The organism is Pantoea sp. FN0302, assembly GCF_050113775.1.
Classification (GTDB): Bacteria; Pseudomonadota; Gammaproteobacteria; order Enterobacterales; family Enterobacteriaceae; genus Mixta; species Mixta alhagi.
The window spans coordinates 773,215-794,770 of record NZ_JBNJSM010000001.1 but is presented as its reverse complement, the minus strand read 5'-3'; the positions used below and the strand labels follow the sequence as shown (position 1 = coordinate 794,770).

Annotated in this window: 17 protein-coding genes; 1 reads left to right on the top strand and 16 read right to left on the bottom strand. The window is 54.3% G+C overall.

Annotation, left to right across the window (positions count from 1 at the left end):
- The first annotated feature begins 604 nt into the window (after positions 1 to 604).
- Positions 605 to 2,338, top strand: a complete 1,734-nt coding sequence (argS, locus tag ACQE32_RS03610) for an arginine--tRNA ligase (protein ID WP_426973048.1) — start codon at positions 605 to 607, stop codon at positions 2,336 to 2,338.
- A 185-nt stretch (positions 2,339 to 2,523) separates the two neighbouring features.
- Here the strand turns inward: argS and flhE are convergent, their stop codons facing one another.
- The 16 genes from flhE to flhD all read right to left on the bottom strand — a co-directional run bounded on the left by flhE (position 2,524) and on the right by flhD (position 20,835).
- Entirely contained in the window at positions 2,524 to 2,919 is a 396-nt protein-coding gene (gene flhE, locus ACQE32_RS03605) for a flagellar protein FlhE (protein ID WP_426972221.1), read from the bottom strand.
- Entirely contained in the window at positions 2,919 to 5,000 is a 2,082-nt protein-coding gene (flhA, locus tag ACQE32_RS03600; protein WP_427021353.1) for a flagellar biosynthesis protein FlhA, read from the bottom strand. The genes flhE and flhA overlap by 1 nt, the downstream gene beginning before the upstream one ends.
- Positions 4,993 to 6,144 carry a flagellar biosynthesis protein FlhB gene (flhB, locus tag ACQE32_RS03595; RefSeq protein WP_426972219.1) on the bottom strand — a complete coding sequence of 384 codons (1,152 nt, stop codon included), beginning with the start codon at positions 6,142 to 6,144 and terminating at the stop codon, positions 4,993 to 4,995. Before flhB ends, flhA begins: the two co-directional genes overlap by 8 nt.
- A 191-nt stretch (positions 6,145 to 6,335) precedes the next feature.
- Positions 6,336 to 6,980 carry a protein phosphatase CheZ gene (gene cheZ / locus ACQE32_RS03590; protein WP_085071433.1) on the bottom strand — a complete coding sequence of 215 codons (645 nt, stop codon included), beginning with the start codon at positions 6,978 to 6,980 and terminating at the stop codon, positions 6,336 to 6,338.
- A 9-nt stretch (positions 6,981 to 6,989) separates the two neighbouring features.
- Entirely contained in the window at positions 6,990 to 7,379 is a 390-nt protein-coding gene (gene cheY / locus ACQE32_RS03585; protein ID WP_085071432.1) for a chemotaxis response regulator CheY, read from the bottom strand.
- Positions 7,380 to 7,419: 40 nt separating this feature from the next.
- The gene (locus ACQE32_RS03580) at positions 7,420 to 8,469 is read right to left on the bottom strand and encodes a protein-glutamate methylesterase/protein-glutamine glutaminase (protein WP_250650172.1); all 1,050 of its coding nucleotides are present in this window, start codon (positions 8,467 to 8,469) and stop codon (positions 7,420 to 7,422) included.
- On the bottom strand, positions 8,466 to 9,341 hold the full coding sequence (cheR, locus tag ACQE32_RS03575; protein WP_085071430.1) for a protein-glutamate O-methyltransferase CheR: 876 nt from the start codon (positions 9,339 to 9,341) through the stop codon (positions 8,466 to 8,468). The genes ACQE32_RS03580 and cheR overlap by 4 nt, the downstream gene beginning before the upstream one ends.
- Before the next feature lie 302 nt (positions 9,342 to 9,643).
- Complete coding sequence (locus ACQE32_RS03570; RefSeq protein WP_426972216.1) at positions 9,644 to 11,317, bottom strand: methyl-accepting chemotaxis protein; 1,674 nt, start codon at positions 11,315 to 11,317, stop codon at positions 9,644 to 9,646.
- A 202-nt stretch (positions 11,318 to 11,519) separates the two neighbouring features.
- The gene (locus ACQE32_RS03565; RefSeq protein WP_427021352.1) at positions 11,520 to 13,193 is read right to left on the bottom strand and encodes a methyl-accepting chemotaxis protein; all 1,674 of its coding nucleotides are present in this window, start codon (positions 13,191 to 13,193) and stop codon (positions 11,520 to 11,522) included.
- Positions 13,194 to 13,336: 143 nt separating this feature from the next.
- A complete protein-coding gene (locus ACQE32_RS03560) occupies positions 13,337 to 14,995 on the bottom strand; it encodes a methyl-accepting chemotaxis protein (protein WP_427021351.1) in 1,659 nt (552 codons plus the stop codon).
- A gap of 334 nt (positions 14,996 to 15,329) precedes the next feature.
- Positions 15,330 to 15,827: a chemotaxis protein CheW gene (gene cheW / locus ACQE32_RS03555; RefSeq protein WP_085071426.1), complete on the bottom strand. Its 498-nt coding sequence runs from the start codon at positions 15,825 to 15,827 to the stop codon at positions 15,330 to 15,332.
- Between the two features lie 24 nt (positions 15,828 to 15,851).
- On the bottom strand, positions 15,852 to 17,849 hold the full coding sequence (gene cheA, locus ACQE32_RS03550; protein WP_426973047.1) for a chemotaxis protein CheA: 1,998 nt from the start codon (positions 17,847 to 17,849) through the stop codon (positions 15,852 to 15,854).
- A gap of 11 nt (positions 17,850 to 17,860) precedes the next feature.
- Positions 17,861 to 18,892 (bottom strand): flagellar motor protein MotB, encoded by a 1,032-nt coding sequence (motB, locus tag ACQE32_RS03545; protein ID WP_426972211.1) that lies wholly within the window; start codon positions 18,890 to 18,892, stop codon positions 17,861 to 17,863.
- Positions 18,889 to 19,776, bottom strand: a complete 888-nt coding sequence (motA, locus tag ACQE32_RS03540) for a flagellar motor stator protein MotA (RefSeq protein WP_426972209.1) — start codon at positions 19,774 to 19,776, stop codon at positions 18,889 to 18,891. The genes motB and motA overlap by 4 nt, the downstream gene beginning before the upstream one ends.
- A gap of 133 nt (positions 19,777 to 19,909) precedes the next feature.
- Complete coding sequence (gene flhC / locus ACQE32_RS03535; RefSeq protein ID WP_426972208.1) at positions 19,910 to 20,488, bottom strand: flagellar transcriptional regulator FlhC; 579 nt, start codon at positions 20,486 to 20,488, stop codon at positions 19,910 to 19,912.
- A complete protein-coding gene (flhD, locus tag ACQE32_RS03530; protein WP_085071421.1) occupies positions 20,488 to 20,835 on the bottom strand; it encodes a flagellar transcriptional regulator FlhD in 348 nt (115 codons plus the stop codon). Before flhD ends, flhC begins: the two co-directional genes overlap by 1 nt.
- Between the last annotated feature and the right edge of the window lie 721 nt (positions 20,836 to 21,556).

Below are 21,556 nucleotides of genomic sequence, written 5' to 3'. Positions count from 1 at the left end.
TTGATTGCTTTATAAGCAATTTTGCAAGACCAGTTATAGTTGTAAAAACAGCGTTAATGACAGGTTTTTTTAGATAAGCTGGCGTAATTTACCTTATTTATGTCCAGTTTAGCACGGCACAGGTCCAGGAAATATTTTATAAAACCCCGGTTAACCTAATGTTTTTAATTATGTTTGCAGGGGCTTTAAGGTAATTCCTAATTGGTTGAGTGCGCAATTGCGACTACCAAGTCTTTCTTATAGATTTACCCGAACCATCACACAAGGAATGGCTTTATGCTTAAACTTATTATTATTGCAGTTCTTATCGCGCTGATGGGGTATGCTCTCACCCGCCACTGGAAGGTGCGCAATGAAAAAACGGTAAATAACCCATATCGGCATTCTCGACGTCGTTAACCTTTTTTCGTCGGTGGCGGAAACATCAACAGCAATGTTTCCGCCTGCTACGGCTGCTGACGCACCCCCGCAAATAACGTATACTTCCCCCCTTCTTTTTTCCGCGACGCTATTGTACAGCACCCTGCCAGACTGTCAGGCGTCGCGATGATTATGCCTGCCGCCCCTGGCGCGGTGGGCAGTGCAGACGGATGAAGGTAACTCGGTGAATATTCAGGCTCTCCTTTCGGAAAAAGTTAGTCAGGCGATGATCGCCGTTGGCGCGCCGGCAGATTGCGAACCTATGGTTCGTCAGTCGGCCAGAGTTCAGTTTGGCGATTACCAGGCCAACGGCATTATGGCGGTGGCGAAAAAACTGGGTCAGCAGCCACGTCAGCTGGCTGAGCAAGTGGTTCAGCATCTTGATCTCAATGGCATCGCCAGTAAGGTTGAAATCGCGGGTCCGGGCTTTATTAATATTTTCCTCGCCCCTGAATGGCTGGCGCAGCAGGCGGAAGCCGCGCTGGCATCGCCGCGTCTGGGCGTTGCGCCAGTGGATGCGCAAACTATCGTGATTGACTACTCAGCGCCAAACGTGGCGAAACAGATGCACGTAGGCCATGTGCGCTCAACCATTATCGGTGATGCGGCAGCACGTACGCTGGAATTCCTTGGTCATCACGTGATCCGCGCCAACCATGTCGGCGACTGGGGCACACAGTTCGGTATGCTGATCGCCTATCTGGAAAAGCAGCAGCGTGAGCATCATGAAGAGATCGCGCTGGCCGATCTGGAAGCATTCTACCGTGAAGCGAAAAAGACCTATGACGAAGATGAGGCTTTCGCCGAGCGCGCGCGCAGCTACGTGGTGAAATTACAGGGCGGCGATGAATATTGTCGCGCCATGTGGAAGCGGCTGGTTGATATCACCATGACTCAGAACCAGACGATCTACAATCGTCTGAACGTGACGCTGACGCGTGACGATGTTATGGGTGAAAGCCTGTATAACGATATGCTGCCGGGCATCGTTGCCGACCTGAAAGCGAAAGGGCTGGCGGTGGAAAGCGAAGGCGCAACCGTTGTCTTCCTTGACGAGTTTAAAAATAAAGACGGCGAGCCGATGGGCGTGATCGTCCAGAAAAAGGACGGCGGCTACCTCTACACCACCACCGACATTGCCTGCGCGAAATATCGCTATGAGCAGCTGCATGCCGATCGCGTGTTGTACTATATCGATTCGCGCCAGCACCAGCACCTGATGCAGGCCTGGACCATCGTACGTAAAGCGGGCTATGTACCGGAATCGGTACCGCTTGAGCACCATATGTTCGGTATGATGCTGGGCAAAGATGGGCGTCCGTTTAAGACCCGCAGCGGCGGCACCATTAAGCTCTCCGATCTGTTGGATGAAGCGGTTGAGCGCGCTACCGCGCTGGTATCGGAAAAGAATCCGGAGATGGATGCCGATGAGCTGCGCAAACTGGCAAATATTGTTGGTATTGGCGCGGTAAAATATGCCGACCTGTCGAAAAGCCGCACCACCGATTACATTTTCGACTGGGATAACATGCTGGCATTTGAGGGCAATACCGCGCCTTATATGCAGTATGCTTATACGCGCGTGCTGTCAGTGTTCCGTAAAGCCGGTATTGATGAGAATGCGCTGCTGGAAGGTACCATTCAGCTGAACGACGAGCGCGAAGCACAGCTGGCGGCGCGTCTGCTGCAGTTTGAAGAGACTATTACGCTGGTAGCACGTGACGGTACGCCGCATGTGATGTGTGCTTATCTGTACGATCTGGCCGGTCTGTTCTCTGGTTTTTACGAACACTGTCCGATTCTGTCAGCAGAAGACGCCGCAGTACGCCAGAGCCGCCTGAAGCTGGCGCTGCTGACGGCACGCACGCTGAAGCAGGGTCTGGATACGCTGGGTATTGAAACCGTCGAGCGTATGTAAGCCACAGGCTGCCCTTGTTTCTGGCGAAGCCCTGATAACAGCAAAAAATCCACGCTCCGGCGTGGATTTTTTTATCTGCTATCTGGCACCGGAAAGGTTGTTGTCAGAAAAGGCCACACGTGGAGTGGTTTGAGTCGCAGTGCTTACCCAGAGGAGCAGGCAGATCGGTGCGATAAGACGCGGTACTAGTTGTAATTTACCATTACCTGATTGCTGCGCACCCGCGTGACAGGAAACAGCCTTCCCTTCCCCTGTACGCTATACACAAAACGCAGCGTATCGCTGGCGGGCACATTGGTCAGGCCGCGCGTCGAGCCGCTGGCCCCTTCGATCGGCGTGCAGCGGGTGCTGGAACAGAGTTTTACCATCAGGCCAGCTGGCTGCGGGCCGGTCAGTTCAAAACGCCAGTAAATCACACTCATCAGGCCAGAAATCGGACCCGGCGGCGCAATCGGCGGCGATGATGCCTCCACGCCGCGATTGCTTAACGTCACGCCGGTGGCGCTCCCCTGCCAGGCACCGTCCGCCGCCTGCGTTGCCAGCGGCAACAGCAACATCAACGCACAGAGTGAAAGTCGCATTACTGACCTCCAATGGTTGCGGTCATACGGATATGGCGATTATCGCTCAGCTCCATATTCGAGAGCACCGCCAGCTGCGGCAGATTACGGCGCAGGAAGCGCGCCAGCAACGCACGCAGCGGATGATTAACCAACAGCACCGGCGGCGCGCCTAACATCTCCTGATTTTGCAGCGCGCGCTGCGCCTGCTCCAGCAAACGATCTGCCAGACCCGGCTCCAGTCCGCCACCGCCCTGCAGCGCCTGCAACAGCAGACGTTCCAGCGTCGCGTCAAGACCAATCACCTGCACTTCGCCATTGCCCGGGAACCACTGCTGGGTAATGGCGCGGCCCAGCGCCACGCGTACCACCGTCGTGAGCTCATACGGGTCATTCTGTACCGGCGCATGTTCCGCCAGCGTCTCAATAATGGTGCGCATATCGCGGATCGACACGCGCTCGGCCAGCAGATTCTGCAGCACCTTATGCAGCGTCGTCAGCGACACGATGCCCGGCACCAGATCTTCAGTCAGCTTCGGCATTTCCTGACTCACGCGATCCATCAGCTGCTGCGCTTCCTGACGACCAAACAGCTCACTGGCATATTGACCAATCAGATGATTAAGGTGCGTAGCCACGACGGTACTGGCTTCCACTACGGTAAAGCCCTGAATCTGCGCCTGCTCTTTCAGCGCGCTGTCAATCCAGATCGCCGCCAGACCAAAGGCCGGGTCAACCGTCGCTTCACCCGGCAGCGTACCGGCGGCCGTACCCGGGTTAATCGCCATCCAGCGTCCCGGATAAGCGTCGCCGCTGCCGATCTCAACCCCTTTCATCAGAATACGATAGCGGGCAGCGGGCAGATCCATATTGTCGCGGATATGCACCACCGGCGGCAGAAAGCCCATCTCCTGCGCAAACTTCTTACGAATACTGCGGATACGTCCCAGCAGCTCACCATCCTGCTGCTGATCCACCATAGGGATCAGGCGGTAGCCCACTTCCATCCCCAGTGAGTCTTCCAGTTGTACATCGCCCCATGTCGCTTCAACCGTTGCGGCCGTCTCCTGCGCACGCGGCAACGGCTGCGCTACCGGCTTCGGCTGCATCTCGCGGCCACGTTGCCACCAGGCTAAGCCTAACAGCACGGCGGTAAACAGCAGGAACACCAGGTTCGGCATGCCCGGCACCAGCCCCAACAGGCCTAATACGCCGGCGCTCAGCATCATTACGCGTGGATTGTTGAACAGCTGGGTCACCATCTGCTCGCCCACATCCTCATCGGTGCCGACGCGGGTAACAATCACACCGGCGGCGGTCGAGATCACCAGCGCGGGGATCTGCGCAACCAGGCCGTCACCGATGGTCAGCAGCGTATAGGTTTCCCCTGCGGTGCCCAGCGACATTCCGTGCTGGAGCACGCCCACCATCAGGCCGCCCACCACGTTGATAATCATGATCATGATGCCCGCGATAGCGTCACCACGAACGAACTTACTGGCACCGTCCATTGATCCGTAGAAATCGGCTTCCTGGGTGACTTCTGTACGGCGCTTTTTCGCTTCTTCTTCGCCAATCAAACCGGCATTCAAATCGGCATCGATCGCCATCTGCTTGCCAGGCATCCCGTCAAGTACAAAGCGCGCGCCCACTTCGGCGATACGTCCGGCACCCTTGGTGATAACCATAAAGTTAATGATGATAAGAATGACAAACAGCACAATACCGATGGCGAAGTTGCCGCCGACCAGGAAGTGGCCAAACGCTTCAACCACCTGACCTGCCGCCGCGGCGCCGGTATGCCCTTCCAGTAAAATAACGCGCGTGGAGGCAACGTTCAGCGCCAGGCGAAGCAGCGTTGAAAACAGCAGAATGGTCGGGAACGCGGCAAACTCCAGCGTCCGCTGGGTAAACATCGCTACCAGCAGCACCATAATTGACAGCGCGATATTAAAGGTAAACAGCAGATCGAGGATAAAGGGCGGCAGCGGCAGCACCATCATCGACAGGATCATCAAAATCAGCAGCGGGCCAGCCAGCACCTTCCACTGCGTATCTTTCATGTTACCCGGTAAGCGAAGTAAAGCGGCCAGATTAGCCATCAGTTCTCGTTTCTCCTGCAAAGTCCAGTTCAGCCGGCACCGGCAAACGTTGAGGTTTCTGCGGTATCAGGCCGCCCTCGCGCTTCCAGCGACGCAGCTGCCATACCCAGGCCAGCACTTCCGCTACCGCGCCATACAGCGCGCCAGGAATGTGCTGTCCAATTTCACTGTGACGATAAAGGGCGCGCGCCAGCGGCGGCGCTTCCAGTATCGGCACGCGATGTTCTTTCCCCAACTCACGAATCTTCAATGCCACGTCGCCCGCCCCCTTTGCCACCACTTTCGGCGCGCTCATTCTCTTCTCGTCATACTGCAGCGCGACGGAATAGTGCGTGGGGTTGGTAACGATCACGTCCGCTTTCGGCACGTCAGCCATCATGCGGCGACGAGCAGCTGCGCGCATCGCCTGACGGATACGGCCCTTAACGTGCGGGTCGCCTTCCATCTCTTTATATTCATCGCGGATATCCTGCTGCGACATGCGTAGTTGCTTGAAATGACTGTAGAGCTGCCAGAAGACGTCGAAGCCCACCATCGGCACCAGCCCCAACACCACCAGAAAACAGCATACGGCGACCATGCGCATGCCGTGTTCCAGCGCAACAAACGGAGATTCGCTGACCAGGTGCAGCATCTCTGGCCAGCTTACCCAGATATACCAACCAGCCACCGAGCTCACCAGCACCGCTTTCATCACCGCTTTTAACAGCTCGGCCCAGGTCTGCGCTGACACCATGCGCTTCAGGCCGCTCAGCGGATTCAGCTTGCTAAACTTGAATGAAATGGATTTACCGCTCAGGACAATCCCGCCCAGCAGCATCGGCGCGGCGATCGCTACCAGCACCAGGCCCGCCATCATCGGCACCAGCGCCCATACCGCCAGCCCCAGCAGACGACTGATGTGACGTACAATCTGACCAGGGTCGTTAATCAAATGATGATCAAAGCTAAAGCCGGAGGCGACCATCTCAGCCAGCTGACGCGCCATCGTCCCGCCGCCCATCCACAAAATCAGCAACCCCGCCACCAGCATCAGCAGAGAAGTCAGTTCGCGGGATCGCGGGACCTGCCCTTCTTTGCGTGCTTTCTCTAGTCGGTGGGGTGTGGGCGATTCTGTTTTTTCCTCGTCGCTACCTTCAGCCACGTTGATCACCTGCTCTGGAATAGGAATTAGGCATAGCTTGCCAAACCCAGGCAAATTTAATGGGTGGAGTAACAGGGTTAAACAGGGGTTATTTCAGGGAATGGAAAAAGCAGGCCGACGATCGGGCGATCGTCGGCCTGTGCACAAGCAAAAGGGCTGCCGCTCCGGTTTACCGAACGGCAGCGTTTAACTCAGAAGCCCAGACTATCGAGCAGGTCATCAACCTGATCCTGGTTCGCAACCACGCCAGGCGCGGCGGCATTGATCTGCGGGCCGTTCAGCAGGCTGTTCTCTTCCCGCTTCTGACGCGCATTCGCTTCCGGCATATTTTCCAGCAGCACCATCAGCAGCTGGCGCTCAATTTCCTGGATCACATCCATCATACGCTTGATAACCTGACCGGTAAGGTCCTGGAAATCCTGCGCCATCATGATGTCAAGCAGCTGTGCGTTGGTAAAGGACGTGTGTTCCGGCACGGTAGCCAGATATTCGCGCGTATCCGAAACCAGCACGCGCGCATCCGACAGCTCGATGGGGTCCTCAAACCAGGCATCCCAGCGTGTCTTAAGATCTTTGGCGCCGCGCTCCAGCGCATCCTGGCGCGGCTGTGATGCTTCTACGCAGTTCAGCGCGCGCTCAGCAGCCTGAGCAGTCATCTGAACAACATAATCAAGGCGGTCGCGGGCGTCGGGAATCGCTTCCGCCGCCTCTGCTATGGCCTGATCCAGCCCCAGCTCACGCAGACTGTCACGCAGCATGCGCGTTAACGAGCCAATGCGTGTGATGATGTCCTGCGCCGATGCCGCGTCGGTCGCTGGTTTCGTAAGTTCGCTCATCACGTCTCCTTACATACCTAATTTTTCGAAGATCTTACCTAACTTCTCTTCCAGGGTCGCCGCAGTAAAAGGTTTCACCACATAGCCACTGGCTCCCGCCTGCGCCGCAGCGATGATGTTCTCTTTCTTCGCTTCCGCGGTGACCATCAGCACTGGCAGCTTGCCCAGCGTGGCGTCGGCACGAATGGTTTGCAGCAGTTGCAGACCATCCATGTTCGGCATGTTCCAGTCGGAAATGACGAAATCGAAACCGCCAGCACGCAGCTTGGTCAGCGCGTCTGCCCCATCTTCGGCTTCTTCAACGTTGTTGAAGCCCAGCTCTTTTAGCAGGTTACGCACAATACGACGCATCGTATTGAAATCGTCCACCACTAAAAAGCGCATATTTTTGTCAACCATATCTACTCCTGTGTTATCTCAACCCGCTGGACGGGCCTGGTTAAATACGCAATGCCTGTCCGGCGCTAATTTTGGCCAACATATGCTGGCTGATTTGGTGCAGATCCACCACTTCACTGGCTCCCCCGTAAGCAATTGCTTCACGAGGCATACCGAAAACCACACAGCTTGCTTCATTCTGCGCGATGGTCCAGGCGCCGGCGCGCTGCATCTCCAGCAGCCCGGCCGCGCCATCATTGCCCATCCCGGTAAGGATGACGCCGACGGCGTTACGTCCGGCATGCTGCGCCACCGATTTAAACAGCACATCCACCGAAGGCTTGTGACGATTAACCGGCGGACCATCGTTCAGTTTCACCTGATAGTTAGCGCCGCTGCGCGCCAGCTCCAGGTGCATAGCGCCGGGCGCAATATAAGCATGGCCCGGCAGAATACGTTCGCCATCTTCCGCTTCTTTCACGGTGATCTGGCACAGCTTGTTCAAACGCTCGGCAAACGAGCGGGTAAAACCTGGCGGCATATGCTGCGTAATTAACAGCGCCGGGCTGGTCATCGGCAACGGCTGCAGCACATGACGGATCGCTTCGGTGCCGCCAGTTGATGCGCCGATGGCGATCAGCTTTTCACTACTGAGCAGCGGGCCCGCTTTCAGCATCACCGGCGCCGCCTGATTAAGGCGCGGCACCATACGCGCGCGCGCTGCGGCACGAATTTTGTCGGCAATCATCTGGCTGTAAGCCATCATGCCTTCGCGAATGCCCAACTGCGGCTTGGTAACGAAATCAATCGCACCCAGCTCCAGTGCGCGCAGGGTCACTTCCGATCCCTTCGCCGTCAGCGATGAAACCATCACTACCGGCATCGGGCGCAGACGCATCAACTTTTCCAGAAAATCGAGGCCATCCATACGCGGCATCTCGACATCCAGCGTCAGCACCTGCGGATTGAACTGTTTTATCAAATCGCGCGCCACCAACGGATCGGGCGCCGTCGCCACCATTTCCATATCGGGATGACTGTTGATGATTTCTGTCATCAGTTGTCGCATTAGCGCTGAATCATCAACGCACATTACGGTGATTTTGCTCATGATCTTTCCTTAGTCAGCCCGTAAACCGTTTGTCCGCGCAGATAAAACTCTTTGCTTATCTGGCTGAAGTTTTCCGAGTGACCCGCAAACAGCAGGCCACCGGGCTTCAGCAGCGGAACAAAGCGCCGCAGGATCTTTTCCTGAGTTTCTTTGTCGAAATAGATCATTACGTTGCGGCAAAAAATCGCATCAAACGGTCCGGGCAGCGACCATTCGTGCGCCAGCAGGTTAAGCTGGGTAAAGCTCACCATGCCTGCCAGTTCAGAACGCACCCGCACCATGCCGGAGTGTGGGCCGGTACCGCGCAAAAAGAAGCGCTGCATCTGCTGCTGCGATAGCGTGCGCAGCTCTTCCTGGCGGTAGATCCCCGATGAGGCCTTTTCCAGTACCTGGGTATCGATATCGCTGGCATGAACCGTAAATTTGCCCGGTCCGGTGCCCAACGTTTCCGCCAGCGTCATGGCGATGGAGTACGGTTCTTCGCCGGTAGAGGCCGCGGTACTCCAGACGTTGTAGTTTCCCCCGCGCCGTTTGGCATGCTCGGCCAGAATCGGAAAATGGTGCGCCTCACGGAAAAACGCCGTCAGGTTGGTGGTCAGCGCGTTAATAAACGCCTGCCACTCGGCGCTGTTCTGATCGTTTTCCAGCAGGGCGAGATAACGTCCGAAGTCATCAATGTTCAATGTGCGCAGACGACGCACCAGCCGGTTGTAAACCATCTCGCGCTTATGATCGGCAAGCACAATGCCGGCACGCTGATAAATGAGCTGACTGATACGGCGAAAGTGCGTATCAGAGAGAGGCAAGCGCTGGACCATCTGAGATAACAGCGTTGCGTTCTCGGGTGGTGCCAGTAATGTTGATTTCTTCATCCAGGTTCACCCAACAAAAAGCAGATAAAAGGTTAAAGGGCGCCGCTTCAGGGCGATAGCTTATGTGCATCCCGCCTGAATGCGCTGGTCTGGCAACCAGCAGCGCAAACCGCGCCGCTGTTACTCAGACGAATTAGCCAGGCTACAAGCTAATCCGTGGCCGTTGCCGCTTCCTCTCTCAGCGCGGCATTCTGCTGTGTGACCCAATCTGGCTGGCGGCCGTTCGTGTGGCTCGCCATTATTCGAAACTGGACAAGGACTTCCTGCTGTCAACACATCGCTTATTGCCACTGCGCACTTAATCAGAAGGTTTCCCAGTTCTCATCCGTGCCGGTGGATTTGCGCGCTGCCGTTGTCGGCGTAGCGCTCTGCAACTTTTTCGCTGCCGTATTAACGTTAACGGCGGCGGCAGCAAATTCTTTACGAATTCTGAACACGGCGACAGCCTGGCTGAGGCGGCTGGCCTGTTCTTCCAGCGTGGCAGCGGCAGTAGCAGACTCCTGCACCAGCGCGGCGTTCTGCTGGGTTACGCGATCCATTTCGGTCACCGCCAGGCCCACCTGGTCAATCCCACGGCTCTGCTCGTCCGACGCCGAGGCGATTTCGCCCATGATGTCGGTCACGCGCGTTACCGCACTGACGATATCGCTCATGGTTTCCCCAGCGCTTTCCACCAGTACTGAACCGGTATCGACGCGGGCAACCGAGTCTTCAATCAGCGTTTTGATCTCTTTCGCCGCCTGGGCGCTGCGCTGCGCCAGGTTACGCACTTCACCGGCAACCACCGCAAAGCCGCGGCCCTGCTCGCCGGCGCGCGCCGCTTCCACCGCCGCGTTCAGCGCCAGAATGTTGGTCTGGAAGGCGATGCCGTCGATCACGCTGATGATGTCGGCGATCTTCTTCGAACTGCCGGCGATGTCGTTCATGGTTTTCACCACGCCGTCCACCACCTTGCCACCCTTCTGTGCGGTTTCCGACGCGCTCAGCGCCAGCTGCGACGCCTGACGGGCGTTTTCCGCGTTCTGTTTCACCGTGGCGGTCAGCTCTTCCATGCTGGCAGCGGTCTGCTCCAGCGAGGCGGCCTGCTGCTCGGTACGGGAAGAGAGGTCGTTGCTGCCGGCGGTAATTTCACTTGCGCCGGTGTAGATGGCGTCTGAACCGTCGCGCACGTCGCTGACGGTGCGCACCAGCTCCTGCTGCATATGCTTCAGGCTGGCGGCCAGCTGGCTCATCTCATTGCGCCCTTCCACTTCAATCGGCTGCGTCAGATCGCCTGCGGCGATATAACGGATATGATCCATAGTGGTTTTCAACGGACGCAGCAGAATTTGGTGCATACCGGTCCAGACCAGCGCAACGATACTTGCCAGCACCAACAGAACGATGCCAATGATCCACAGTGCACGCTGATAGGCGCTCTCATTTTGTTCGGCACCGGCGGCCATAAAGGTGCTGGTGGTTTGTGCCCAGGTGTTATAAGCACTTTCAAAATCGTTCTGATAGCCCTGCGTCGGCTGGTCAACAAACCCTTTCAGGTTGCCTGCGCCCAGCATTTGCACCAGCTCGGTTAACGCGTCATGCAGCACCTTATATTTTTCATTTATCGCCACCAGGTAAGCCAGGTTTTTGACATCATCCGGCACTTCCTGTTGATAGGCGGCAAAGCTTTTATCCGCTGCTTCCAGCTGCTGATTGGCCAGCGCTACCAGCTCGGCAACGGTGCTGCCGCTGCCCGCATTATTGGCATCCAGCATATAGCGGATACCGGCGCGGTTAAGGGTGTTACGCGCCTGAATCAACGCTACCCAGGCGGCGTTGAGATTGATCTGCTCACGCTGGATCTTCTGCGTCAGCATAAAATTTTGCCGATCCCCTTTCAGGGCATTGAAAAACAGCCCGCTTGAAGCAAGCTGCAGTCCAGCGAATATCGTCAGCACCAGGATCAGTGCCGTCACAACTTTAATATGTTTAAACATAGTGAACCTTAAAGCGTGGTTGAATGAATGGATTTATCGGCACGCTTATCAGGATCTTTATCCTTATCTGAAATTAACCGCCGCCCGAACCTGTATTGCTCTGTAAATGTAGGTTTAGTGCGCTTTACATTTCCGCACAGGGATGCCGTCACAGAACGGCATCCCTGGTTATGGTTGTTTCGCGGATGCAGGGGTAAAAGAATTAAAAGGTTTCCCAGTTGCTGTCAGTAGCAGGGGCCGCTGCCAGCTTTGTTCCGGCAGGCTTGCTCAGTACCGGCGTTTTCAGCGGCATTGAACGACCAGCCTGCTCCTGACGCACTTTAAACACTGATACGGCCTGGCTAAGGCGACTGGCCTGTTCTTCCAGCGCGGCAGCAGCAGAGGCGGACTCTTCTACCAGTGCGGCGTTCTGCTGGGTTACGCGATCCATTTCGGTCACCGCCAGGCCCACCTGGTCAATCCCACGGCTCTGCTCGTCCGACGCCGAGGCGATTTCGCCCATGATGTCGGTTACGCGCGTTACCGCACTGACGATATCGCTCATGGTTTCGCCAGCGGTACCTACCAGCGCGGAGCCGGTGTCAACGCGGGAAACCGAGTCTTCGATCAGTGATTTAATCTCTTTCGCCGCCTGGGCGCTGCGCTGCGCCAGGTTACGCACTTCACCGGCAACCACCGCAAAGCCACGGCCCTGCTCGCCAGCACGCGCCGCTTCCACCGCCGCGTTCAGCGCCAGAATGTTGGTCTGGAAGGCGATGCCGTCGATCACGCTGATGATGTCGGCGATCTTCTTCGAACTGCCGGCAATTTCGCTCATGGTTTTCACCACGCCGTCCACTACCTTGCCACCCTTCTGTGCGGTTTCCGAGGCGCTCAGCGCCAGCTGCGACGCCTGACGGGCGTTTTCCGCGTTCTGTTTCACCGTGGCGGTCAGTTCTTCCATGCTGGCAGCGGTCTGCTCCAGCGAGGCGGCTTGCTGCTCGGTACGGGAAGAGAGGTCGTTGCTGCCGGCGGTGATTTCGCTTGCGCCGGTGTAGATGGCGTCTGAACCGTCGCGCACGTCGCTGACGGTGCGCACCAGCTCCTGCTGCATATGCTTCAGGCTGGCGGCCAGCTGGCTCATCTCATTGCGCCCTTCCACTTCGATCGGCTGCGTCAGATCGCCTGCGGCGATCGCTTTGATGTGCTGCATGGTTTTATGTAGCGGCGCGAGCAGAATGTTCTGCAGGCCAAACCAGCAAAGTACAATCACAGTCACGACCAGCACCATAATGATGCCCAGGATCCACAGCATGATATTAAAGGCGGTTTCGTTTTCAGCGATGCCTTTGGCTGACAGCTCCGCCTGCGCGTTGCGCCATTCGGTATAGACCGCCTGGGTCTCATCCTGTTTCTGCTCAATATTGAGCTTAAACATCCCTTCCAGCTGCTTCGCTTCCAGCAGGTCGGTCATATCAGATAACGCTTTAGCCAGCGTGGTATATTTTTCTTCCATGCGCAGTGAAAGGTTGCTGTATTGCTCATCCAGGCCTGGCGTGTTTGGCAGCGCCTTATATTCGCGGTAATGTTTTTCCGCTTCTGCCAGCTGCGCCCGGCTTTGCTTCACCAGTCCATCCAGTTTGCCGCCATTAATCTCGCTGGCCAGAGAGCTTTGCAGGCGCAGCATGCCACGGTTAAGCGTGATACGCGTCTGGTTAAGCGCAATCCAGGCATCGGTCAACGCGGCGATGTTCTGACTGGACGTTTGTGAAACGTTAAAATTGGTTTTATCTTTATTTAGCGCATGGAAAAACAGCCCACCCGCCAGTAGCTGCATTACGCCAAAAATGACCAGCACTGCAATCAGGCTGGTCACTACTTTAATTCGCTTTAACATATTTACCCCTGGTATTGAGAAAATGACTACCTGTCAGTTATCGGCAAGGGAGGGGTAAGTTTTATTTATTGAACTAAAAAAAGCGGACGGATTAGTAAAACTGATGCCGCCGGGTGACGGCATCAGAAAAGCAGATACAGCGGTTAAAATGTGATCCAATTGTCTTCAGCAGCTTGCGCTTTGTTTTCCAGCCTGGCGTGAGTTTGCGTCAACATCAGCGATGTCTTCTGCGCCTCTATGCTGTTACTGCCACCCGGCAGCGTAAACACCGCTACCGCTTTACTCAGGCGGCTGGCCTGTTCTTCCAGCGCGGCGGCGGCGGCGGCAGATGCCTCTACCAGCGCGGCATTTTGCTGGGTTACGCTATCCATTTCCGTCACCGCCTGGCTTACCTGTTCAATTCCACGACTCTGTTCATCCGAAGCGGCGGCAATCTCAGCCATAATATCGGTCACGCGTTTTACCGCGCTGACAATTTCATGCATGGTTTCACCTGCGCTGCTCACCAGCACGGAGCCGGTATCCACACAGCTGACCGATTCGTCAATCAGGTGTTTGATCTCTTTTGCCGCCTGCGCACTACGGCTTGCCAGGCTGCGTACCTCACCGGCGACGACTGCAAAGCCACGTCCCTGCTCACCGGCACGTGCCGCTTCCACCGCCGCATTCAGCGCCAGAATGTTGGTCTGGAAGGCGATGCCATCAATCACGCTGATAATGTCGGCCATCTTTTTCGAACTGTGGGATATTTCGCTCATGGTGGTCACGACATTGTTTACCACCTTGCCGCCCTTCTGCGCCGTTTCCGATGCGCTCAGGGCCAGCTGCGATGCCTGGCGGGCATTATCAGCGTTCTGTTTTACCGTGGCGGTCAGCTCTTCCATGCTGGCAGCCGTCTGCTCCAGGGAAGCCGCCTGCTGTTCGGTTCTGGATGCCAGGTCGCCGCTGTCGTGAGAAATGGTGGTGGCGCTATGATAAATAGTGTTCGCCCCACCGCGCACATCACTGACGGTGCACCGCAAAGAGTGTTGCATCTCACTCAGGCTGAGCGCCAGTTGGCTCATTTCGTTATCACCTTCAGCAGAGATGTCTTCCGTGAGATTACCGCGCGTAATACGCTTGATATGTTCCATTGTGGACATCAGCGGCTTTAGCAAGATGCGTCGCAGCATGATCCACATTAAAACGGTACTGATAACCGACAGACATGAAATAAAAATGGATAGCCCGATTGAATACTCATGATCCCGTTCGTTTATCGCGTTGGCTTCTTTAATCAGCGCCTGATTTTTCCTCAGCCAGTTTTCATAAGCCAGAATAAAGCGCTCCTGATATTGTTCCGTGGGCTGCGCCAGAGCGCCTGCCATATCACCTTTATTTAACATTTGTCGCAGCTCGCTCAACGCCTGATGCAGCTGGTGGTAAGCCGCGATAACCTCATCATTATCCTTCTCTTGCGACTGTTTTAGCGATTGCTGAAATGCATGGAATATCGTTTCAGCCTCCTCCAGATTTTTTTTGGAGCTAACCCACAACTCCTGCGCGGAAGCAGCAAGGCTTTTATCTTTTTCATGTAGCGTTAAATAAAGTGCGTAGCGAGCCAGGGTATTACGTGCTTTTAACAACGTCGTGCCAAGATCATATAAGTGCTCTTGCTGCACGCGAATAACATGGTCAATTTCAATATTATGCTGGTTTTTTTGCAGAGAGTAATAGAACAAACCGTTAGTTGTTAATTGCATTAGGCTAAATAATGCCAGCACGGCATACAACACCGTTACAATCTTTATATTTTTAAACATATAGTTCCCTTATTTCAAAAACAAAAATAACAGTTTGTGCAAAGAATACGCTGTCATGGATGGGTTTACTTCAGATACTCCGTTATTACTGCGGCCTTACCTGCAGCCGTAATTCGCTGTTTTCTTTCCCCGTGCGACGCGTTATTTTAAGTGATCGGTAATTGCAGATGTTTCCGACACGGGCTAATCTGCAACAGCATTAATATGCAACTATTGATGAATAAGAAATTTCCCAAAGACATAAAAAAAGGGCGTCATTATGACGCCCTTTTTTTATTGTGTCACCCCGCTACAATTTATCAGGTTTATTACCTGTCGGGGTTAACGGTATATTTTACGCGCTACGCAAAGTATCCATTAATGCCATTTCTTCGCTGCTTAACAGCTTCTCAATATCTACCAAAATAAGCATCCGCTCACCCAGCGCACCAAGCCCTGTCAGGTATTCGGTAGACATGGTCACCGCAAATTCCGGCGAAGGACGAATCTGATCGGTCGTCAGCGACAGCACATCAGAAACACCATCCACTACGATGCCCACTACGCGATGCTCCAGATTAAGCACAATTACTACGGTGTTATCGTTGTATTGAACGCCCGGCTGCGCGAACTTCACGCGCAGATCGATGATGGGTACAATCACGCCGCGCAGATTAGTTACCCCTTTGATAAACGCGGGGGTATTGGCGATACGGGTCACCTGATCGTAACCACGGATCTCCTGCACTTTCAGAATATCGATGCCGTATTCTTCGTCACCGAGCGTAAAAACCAGAAACTCTTGTCCGACGGTTTCACCGGCCAGTTTCGTTACATTTGCCATTCCAGTCATAGGTTTGCCCCTAATTGGTTACGTTTACGCGGCGCCGGCCACGCGCTTTTCGCGGTTCAATGATTGCAGTGCAGAGACATCAACGATCAGCGCGACGCTGCCATCACCAAGGATGGTGGCGGCGGAGATGCCCGGCACTTTGCGATAGTTGCTCTCAAGGTTTTTCACCACAACCTGATGCTGGCCAATCAGCTGGTCAACCAACAAGGCGTAGCGTTTGCCCGCGCTTTGCAATATCACCACGATGCCCTGAGTCGCCTCGGTTTTCGCGCCCTGCACATCAAAAACGTTCCACAGCTCTACCAGCGGCAGATATTCACCACGTACTTCAAGCACGCATTCGCCACCCGCCAGCGGCTTCAGATCTTCTGCGCTTGGCTGAAGTGATTCCATCACCGCATTCAGCGGCAGGATAAACACTTCATCCGCGACGCGTACTGACATGCCGTCAAGGATCGCCAGCGTCAGCGGCAGCAGAATACGGATAGTGGTGCCTTTGCCCTGCTTCGAGGCGATCTCAACGTGGCCGCCCATCTCCTGGATGTTTCGTTTCACCACATCCATTCCAACGCCACGGCCCGATACGTCGGTAACCTGCTCGGCGGTAGAGAAACCAGGGGCGAAGATCAGCATGCCGACTTCTTCATCGCTCATCGCATCGCTGACCGGCAGGCCAGATGAGAGCGCTTTCGCCAGAATACGCTCACGGTTCAAACCGGCGCCGTCGTCAATCACTTCGATGCAGATATTGCCGCCCTGATGTTCTGCTGACAGGGTCAGATTGCCCACTGCGGTTTTACCATTGGCAACACGCTTCTCGGGCGATTCAATCCCGTGGTCAAGGCTGTTACGCACCAGGTGCGTTAACGGATCGATAATGCGTTCGATCAGGCTCTTATCCAGTTCCGTTGAGCTGCCCAGCAGCGTCAGTTCGACTTCTTTGCCCAGCTTGCTGGCCAGATCGCGCACCAGACGCGGGAAGCGACTGAAGACATACTCCATCGGCATCATACGGATAGACATCACCGATTCCTGCAGATCGCGCGCGTTACGCTCCAGCTGGCCCATGCTGTTCAACAGATCGCCGTGAGCAACCGGGTCAAGCGCGCCAGAGCGCTGCGCCAGCATTGACTGAGTAATCACCAGTTCACCAACCAGGTTAATCAGCTGGTCAACCTTCTCAACTGCCACACGAATACTGCTCGATTCGCTGGTTTTCGCCGGCGCGGCCTTTTTTGTTTCACGTTTTACTGCTGGCACCAGTTCGGTGACCGTGGCTGGCGTCGCAGCGATCTCCGCTTCGGCCATAGTGGTCGGCGCAGCCGGTTCCGGTTCCGCTACCACAGGTGCAGGCGCAGAGGCCGCATCCAGGAAACTGATCTGAGATTCTTCAATAACAAAACAGAGCACCGCCACCAAATCATCTTTATCGATGGTGGTGTCGAGCGTGGCTTCCAGGCTGGTTTCCCCCTTCTGCACATTGCTAACGGTGCCGAGGTTGCTCAGCTCCTCCAGCAACAGGGCCACTTCGTTCGGCTTGAGAGCGCTCAGCTTCAGGCGCAGACCAGATGCAGCAGCAGGCGCAGCGGTAACCGGTTCGGCTTCAGCGGTTTTCGCTGGCGCGATCGTTTCGCCTTTTGCTTCCAGCGCCAGCTGGCGCAGGGCTTCGCAAATGTATTTAAAGCTTTCGGCGTCAGGCTCCTGACCCGCCTTATAGGCATCGAGCTGTTCCTGCATAATATCTTTGGTTTCCAAAAACAGGTTGATGATGTCAGTGCTGAGCTGCATTTCGCCCCGGCGCGCACCGTCCAGAATATTTTCCAGGATATGCGTGGTTTCCTGCAAAACCACGAAGCCAAAGGTGCCGGCCCCCCCTTTGATCGAATGGGCTGCACGGAAAATGGCGTTAAGCTGTTCCGAATCAGGCTCCTGCGGGTCTAACCCCAGCAGGTGTTGCTCCATGTCCGCCAATAGCTCGTCAGCTTCATCGAAGAACGTCTGATAAAAATCGCTGATATCCATGCTCACGGTTATCACCTCTGCTGTGAGTCGCGATCAGGCTGCGGCGTGCTGGCAGGAGCTGGCGGTAAATCGGTTACCGGCTTCTCCTGACTGACCGGCGCGGCCTGTGAAGGTTGAAGATCTGGGTTTATGACCGCAGCAGACGGCTGAGCCGGCGCGGTAATTTGTTTAATACTCTGTGGATCGCTTAGCTCTACAACGTCACTTTCGGCATTCTCTTTTTCGATTTGCGCCTGAGTGTCGCGATTTAGCACCAGCAGGCTGATGCGACGATTTATCGCCTCATTGCCGCCGCGGTTTTTCAGCCGCATGGTGTCGGACATGCCCACCACACGCAGCATTTTGCTGCCATCCAGGCCACCCGCCACCAGCTCACGACGTGAGGCGTTGGCGCGATCGGCCGACAGTTCCCAGTTGCTGTAGCCGCGATCGCCCGTGGCGTACTGAAAATCATCGGTATGGCCTGCAAGACTGATCTTGTTTGGCAAATCGTTTAAAATCGGCGCAATTGCCTGCAAAATATCGCGCATATAAGGCTCAACCTGCGCGCTGCCGGTTTTAAACATTGGCCGGTTCTGGCTATCGATAATCTGGATGCGTAATCCTTCATCAACCAGATTAATAATCAAGTGCGGTCGCAGTGTTTTCAGGCGCGGATCGGACGCGATCAGCTGGTCGAGGCGTTCGCGCAGGCGGTTAAGACGGAGCTTATCCAGCTTGCGTTTTTCCGCGTCCAGATCGATATGTTTCTGTACTTCCCCTTCTTTTCTGCTTGGATCGTCGCCGCCGCCGGGAATCGGGCTTTCACTGTCGCTACTGCGCTGACCGCCAGACAACGCCACTTTTAGCGGCGTCTGAAAATATTCTGCAATCTGCGTCAGCTGCTTGGGGTTTGCGACCGAGATCAGCCACATCACCATGAAAAACGCCATCATCGCGGTCATAAAATCGGCGTAGGCGATTTTCCATGAACCGTGACCACCCTCATGTTTTTTATGCTTGCGCTTTTTTACCACTACGATGGGGTGATTGTGGTTGTTCATGCGTCTTGGCCCGAATTCTGTTTACCGGCTGATTTCGCGTTGCGTACGTGCTCTTCCAGTTCGGTGAACGACGGACGCTCGGTGGAATAAAGCGTTTTACGACCAAACTCAACGGCAATCTGCGGCGCATAGCCGTTCAGGCTGGAAAGCAACGTCACCTTGATGCACTGCATCATCTTGGTGTTTTCCGCACATTTCTGACGCAGCACTGATGCCAGCGGCGAAATAAAGCCGTAGGCCAGCAGGATACCGAGGAACGTACCGACCATCGCATGGGCAATCAGCTCGCCCAGCTCTGCCGCCGGACGATCCGCTGAAGCCAGCGTGTGCACCACGCCCATCACCGCCGCCACGATCCCGAAAGCCGGAAGTGAATCGCCCATCGCGCCGATACTTTGCGCTGGCACGTCGCATTCATGCTCGTAGGTTTCGATCTCTTCATCCATCAACGCTTCAATTTCAAACGCGTTCATGTTGCCGCTGATCATCAACCGCATATAGTCGGTAATAAAGTCCACTAACCTGTTATCGGTCAAGATGCGCGGGTAATTAGCGAAAATTTCACTTTCTTTGGGGTTTTCAATATCGCGTTCCAGCGACATCATGCCCTGCTGGCGTGATTTGGCCATCAGACGATATAACAGCGCCATCAGGTCCATATACACGGCTTTATTATATTTAGAGCCGCGGAACAGCATTGGTAACGCTTTTAACGTTGCCTTAATCGCTTTGCCGTTATTGCCGACAATAAAAGCGCCAATACCGGACCCGCCGATAATAACCAGTTCGGAAGGTTGATAAAGCGCGCCCAGGTGACCGCCGACCATCATATAGCCGCCTAACACCGAGCCAACAACGAGGATATAACCCAAGATAACCAGCACAATAAATCCTTACGTCAGTAACGTGTTGGTGGAAGTTAAGCCAGAGAGCCGCAGGCGTTATTCGTCAAAGTGAGGACAAAAAAAAGCAGCGGTTAAAAACCGCTGCTGGATGCCTTTCACAGTGCGAACAAACTTAAACGGCGTGTTTAACCTGTTCATCCAGCAGTTGTGAATTGTTATCGGCAGTCTCTACCGAAAGTTTACGTCTTTTTACCGCACGTGACGGCGGCTGGCACAGGCTACAGGCAAAGCTGCCTACTGGCTGATGCGCATGGTTGATAAAGCTTCCACCGCAGCATTTGCAGTCGGACAGTTCGAGCATGCCACTCTCAACAAAGCGCACCAGAGTCCAGGCGCGGGTCAGCCCCAGCAGCGGGCCATTATCCGACTGCGGACACTGCTCAAGATACAGACGATACGCTTTGATAACTGCATCCACGCCGCTGGTGAGTTTGCTTTTCAGCAGAAACTTCCAGGCGTTACAGAACATTGAAGCATGAATATTCTGTTCCCAGGTCATAAACCAGTCGGTAGAAAACGGCAGCATGCCTTTTGGCGGCGGACTGCCACGTAGCTCTTTATATAATTTGATTAAACGGCCACGGCTAAGCTGCGTTTCACTCTCCAACATTTGCAGGCGCGCACCCAGCGTAATTAATTCCATCGCCAGTTGAATATCACGTGCTTCCTGTACAATACTTTTTTCGCTCATTATACCGCCCTCTTCTTCGGCGCTTCATCTTTTGCAGCATCGCGTAATAAACGGCTGGATAATAGAATACCTGTGTGAATTTGCTGCAAATCATCCACACGCGATTCCTGCGTCAAGCGGTTAATAAGATTATGGTCGTTAAACCGAAACTGACATACTAACTGGTTAGTTTCCGCTAATTTAACCATTTCCGGCAGCGTTAACTGCGACAAAGTATCAGCCATTGACTCATCGATACCCAAACGGAACATTGCAGAGGCTTTTTCCTGGTTAATTAAACGTTGAGCAAGCAGCAAATATGACAAGTTGATATCGTAAATATGTTTTAATAATTCGGATGTACCCATTTTTTTCCCATCCTGACTAACACTACTTTTAACTGTGCGGAATGGTTACCGCATTCTTGGTTGCTGGCTGGTAAATCTAAAGATGGCAAAAAATCAGCGGCAGAAGCCAAACATTTTCTGAACGTTTTCACATCCCACCGGGATACTGAGTCAGTAATAGTCATAACACCAGGCCATGCATTACTTGAGTTGTTGCTGTCTTCCGTGACGTTCGCTTACAGTTTTTTAAGATAATTCCGAAAGCAGTGCAAATGTATCCCCTCTGATTTCGACATACAACGAGCGATCGGTAAAATTTTAGATAAAGTGTGATCCACGTCACACTTTTAACGCAAATTCTCAAAAAAAATCCATCAGTAACGCTTGTGAATAGTTCATTACACCAGCAAAAAAGCCACTTTTTGCTAAGTTTTTAGCTTTCTGTTAACAAATTCGCATCAAAAAGTTGCTTTTTGCCCAGATTTTATCTGGAAAAGGAAAAATGTGCTGTTACGCAAAATTAACATCCGTCTATTTTCGTAACCGCCATATTTAATACTGGATCGGGCACAATGAACCCGTTGTGAAATTAATCACTTAGGGTAATTGTTTCGTACGAAGTGGATTGAATTAGCAGGAGTCAAGAGGTCGGATCACCGCTTTATGGCAACGGTTCGTTAACAGTGAAGCGTCATTGTATAGAGCATAGCAGAAGGTGTAACAAGCTGTTACATAAGGAATA

Bases quoted from the DNA above. Each gene is read 5' to 3' on its own strand.
- cheR (WP_085071430.1), bottom strand. From the start codon at position 9,341: ATGAAGAAATCAACATTACTGGCACCACCCGAGAACGCAACGCTGTTA.
- ACQE32_RS03560 (WP_427021351.1), bottom strand. From the start codon at position 14,995: ATGTTTAAAAATATAAAGATTGTAACGGTGTTGTATGCCGTGCTGGCA.
- flhD (WP_085071421.1), bottom strand. From the start codon at position 20,835: ATGGGTACATCCGAATTATTAAAACATATTTACGATATCAACTTGTCA.
- flhC (WP_426972208.1), bottom strand. From the start codon at position 20,488: ATGAGCGAAAAAAGTATTGTACAGGAAGCACGTGATATTCAACTGGCG.
- cheZ (WP_085071433.1), bottom strand. From the start codon at position 6,980: ATGAGCGAACTTACGAAACCAGCGACCGACGCGGCATCGGCGCAGGAC.
- cheA (WP_426973047.1), bottom strand. From the start codon at position 17,849: ATGGATATCAGCGATTTTTATCAGACGTTCTTCGATGAAGCTGACGAG.
- ACQE32_RS03570 (WP_426972216.1), bottom strand. From the start codon at position 11,317: ATGTTTAAACATATTAAAGTTGTGACGGCACTGATCCTGGTGCTGACG.
- cheW (WP_085071426.1), bottom strand. From the start codon at position 15,827: ATGACTGGAATGGCAAATGTAACGAAACTGGCCGGTGAAACCGTCGGA.
- motB (WP_426972211.1), bottom strand. From the start codon at position 18,892: ATGAACAACCACAATCACCCCATCGTAGTGGTAAAAAAGCGCAAGCAT.
- flhE (WP_426972221.1), bottom strand. From the start codon at position 2,919: ATGCGACTTTCACTCTGTGCGTTGATGTTGCTGTTGCCGCTGGCAACG.
- ACQE32_RS03580 (WP_250650172.1), bottom strand. From the start codon at position 8,469: ATGAGCAAAATCACCGTAATGTGCGTTGATGATTCAGCGCTAATGCGA.
- ACQE32_RS03565 (WP_427021352.1), bottom strand. From the start codon at position 13,193: ATGTTAAAGCGAATTAAAGTAGTGACCAGCCTGATTGCAGTGCTGGTC.
- flhA (WP_427021353.1), bottom strand. From the start codon at position 5,000: ATGGCTAATCTGGCCGCTTTACTTCGCTTACCGGGTAACATGAAAGAT.
- cheY (WP_085071432.1), bottom strand. From the start codon at position 7,379: ATGGTTGACAAAAATATGCGCTTTTTAGTGGTGGACGATTTCAATACG.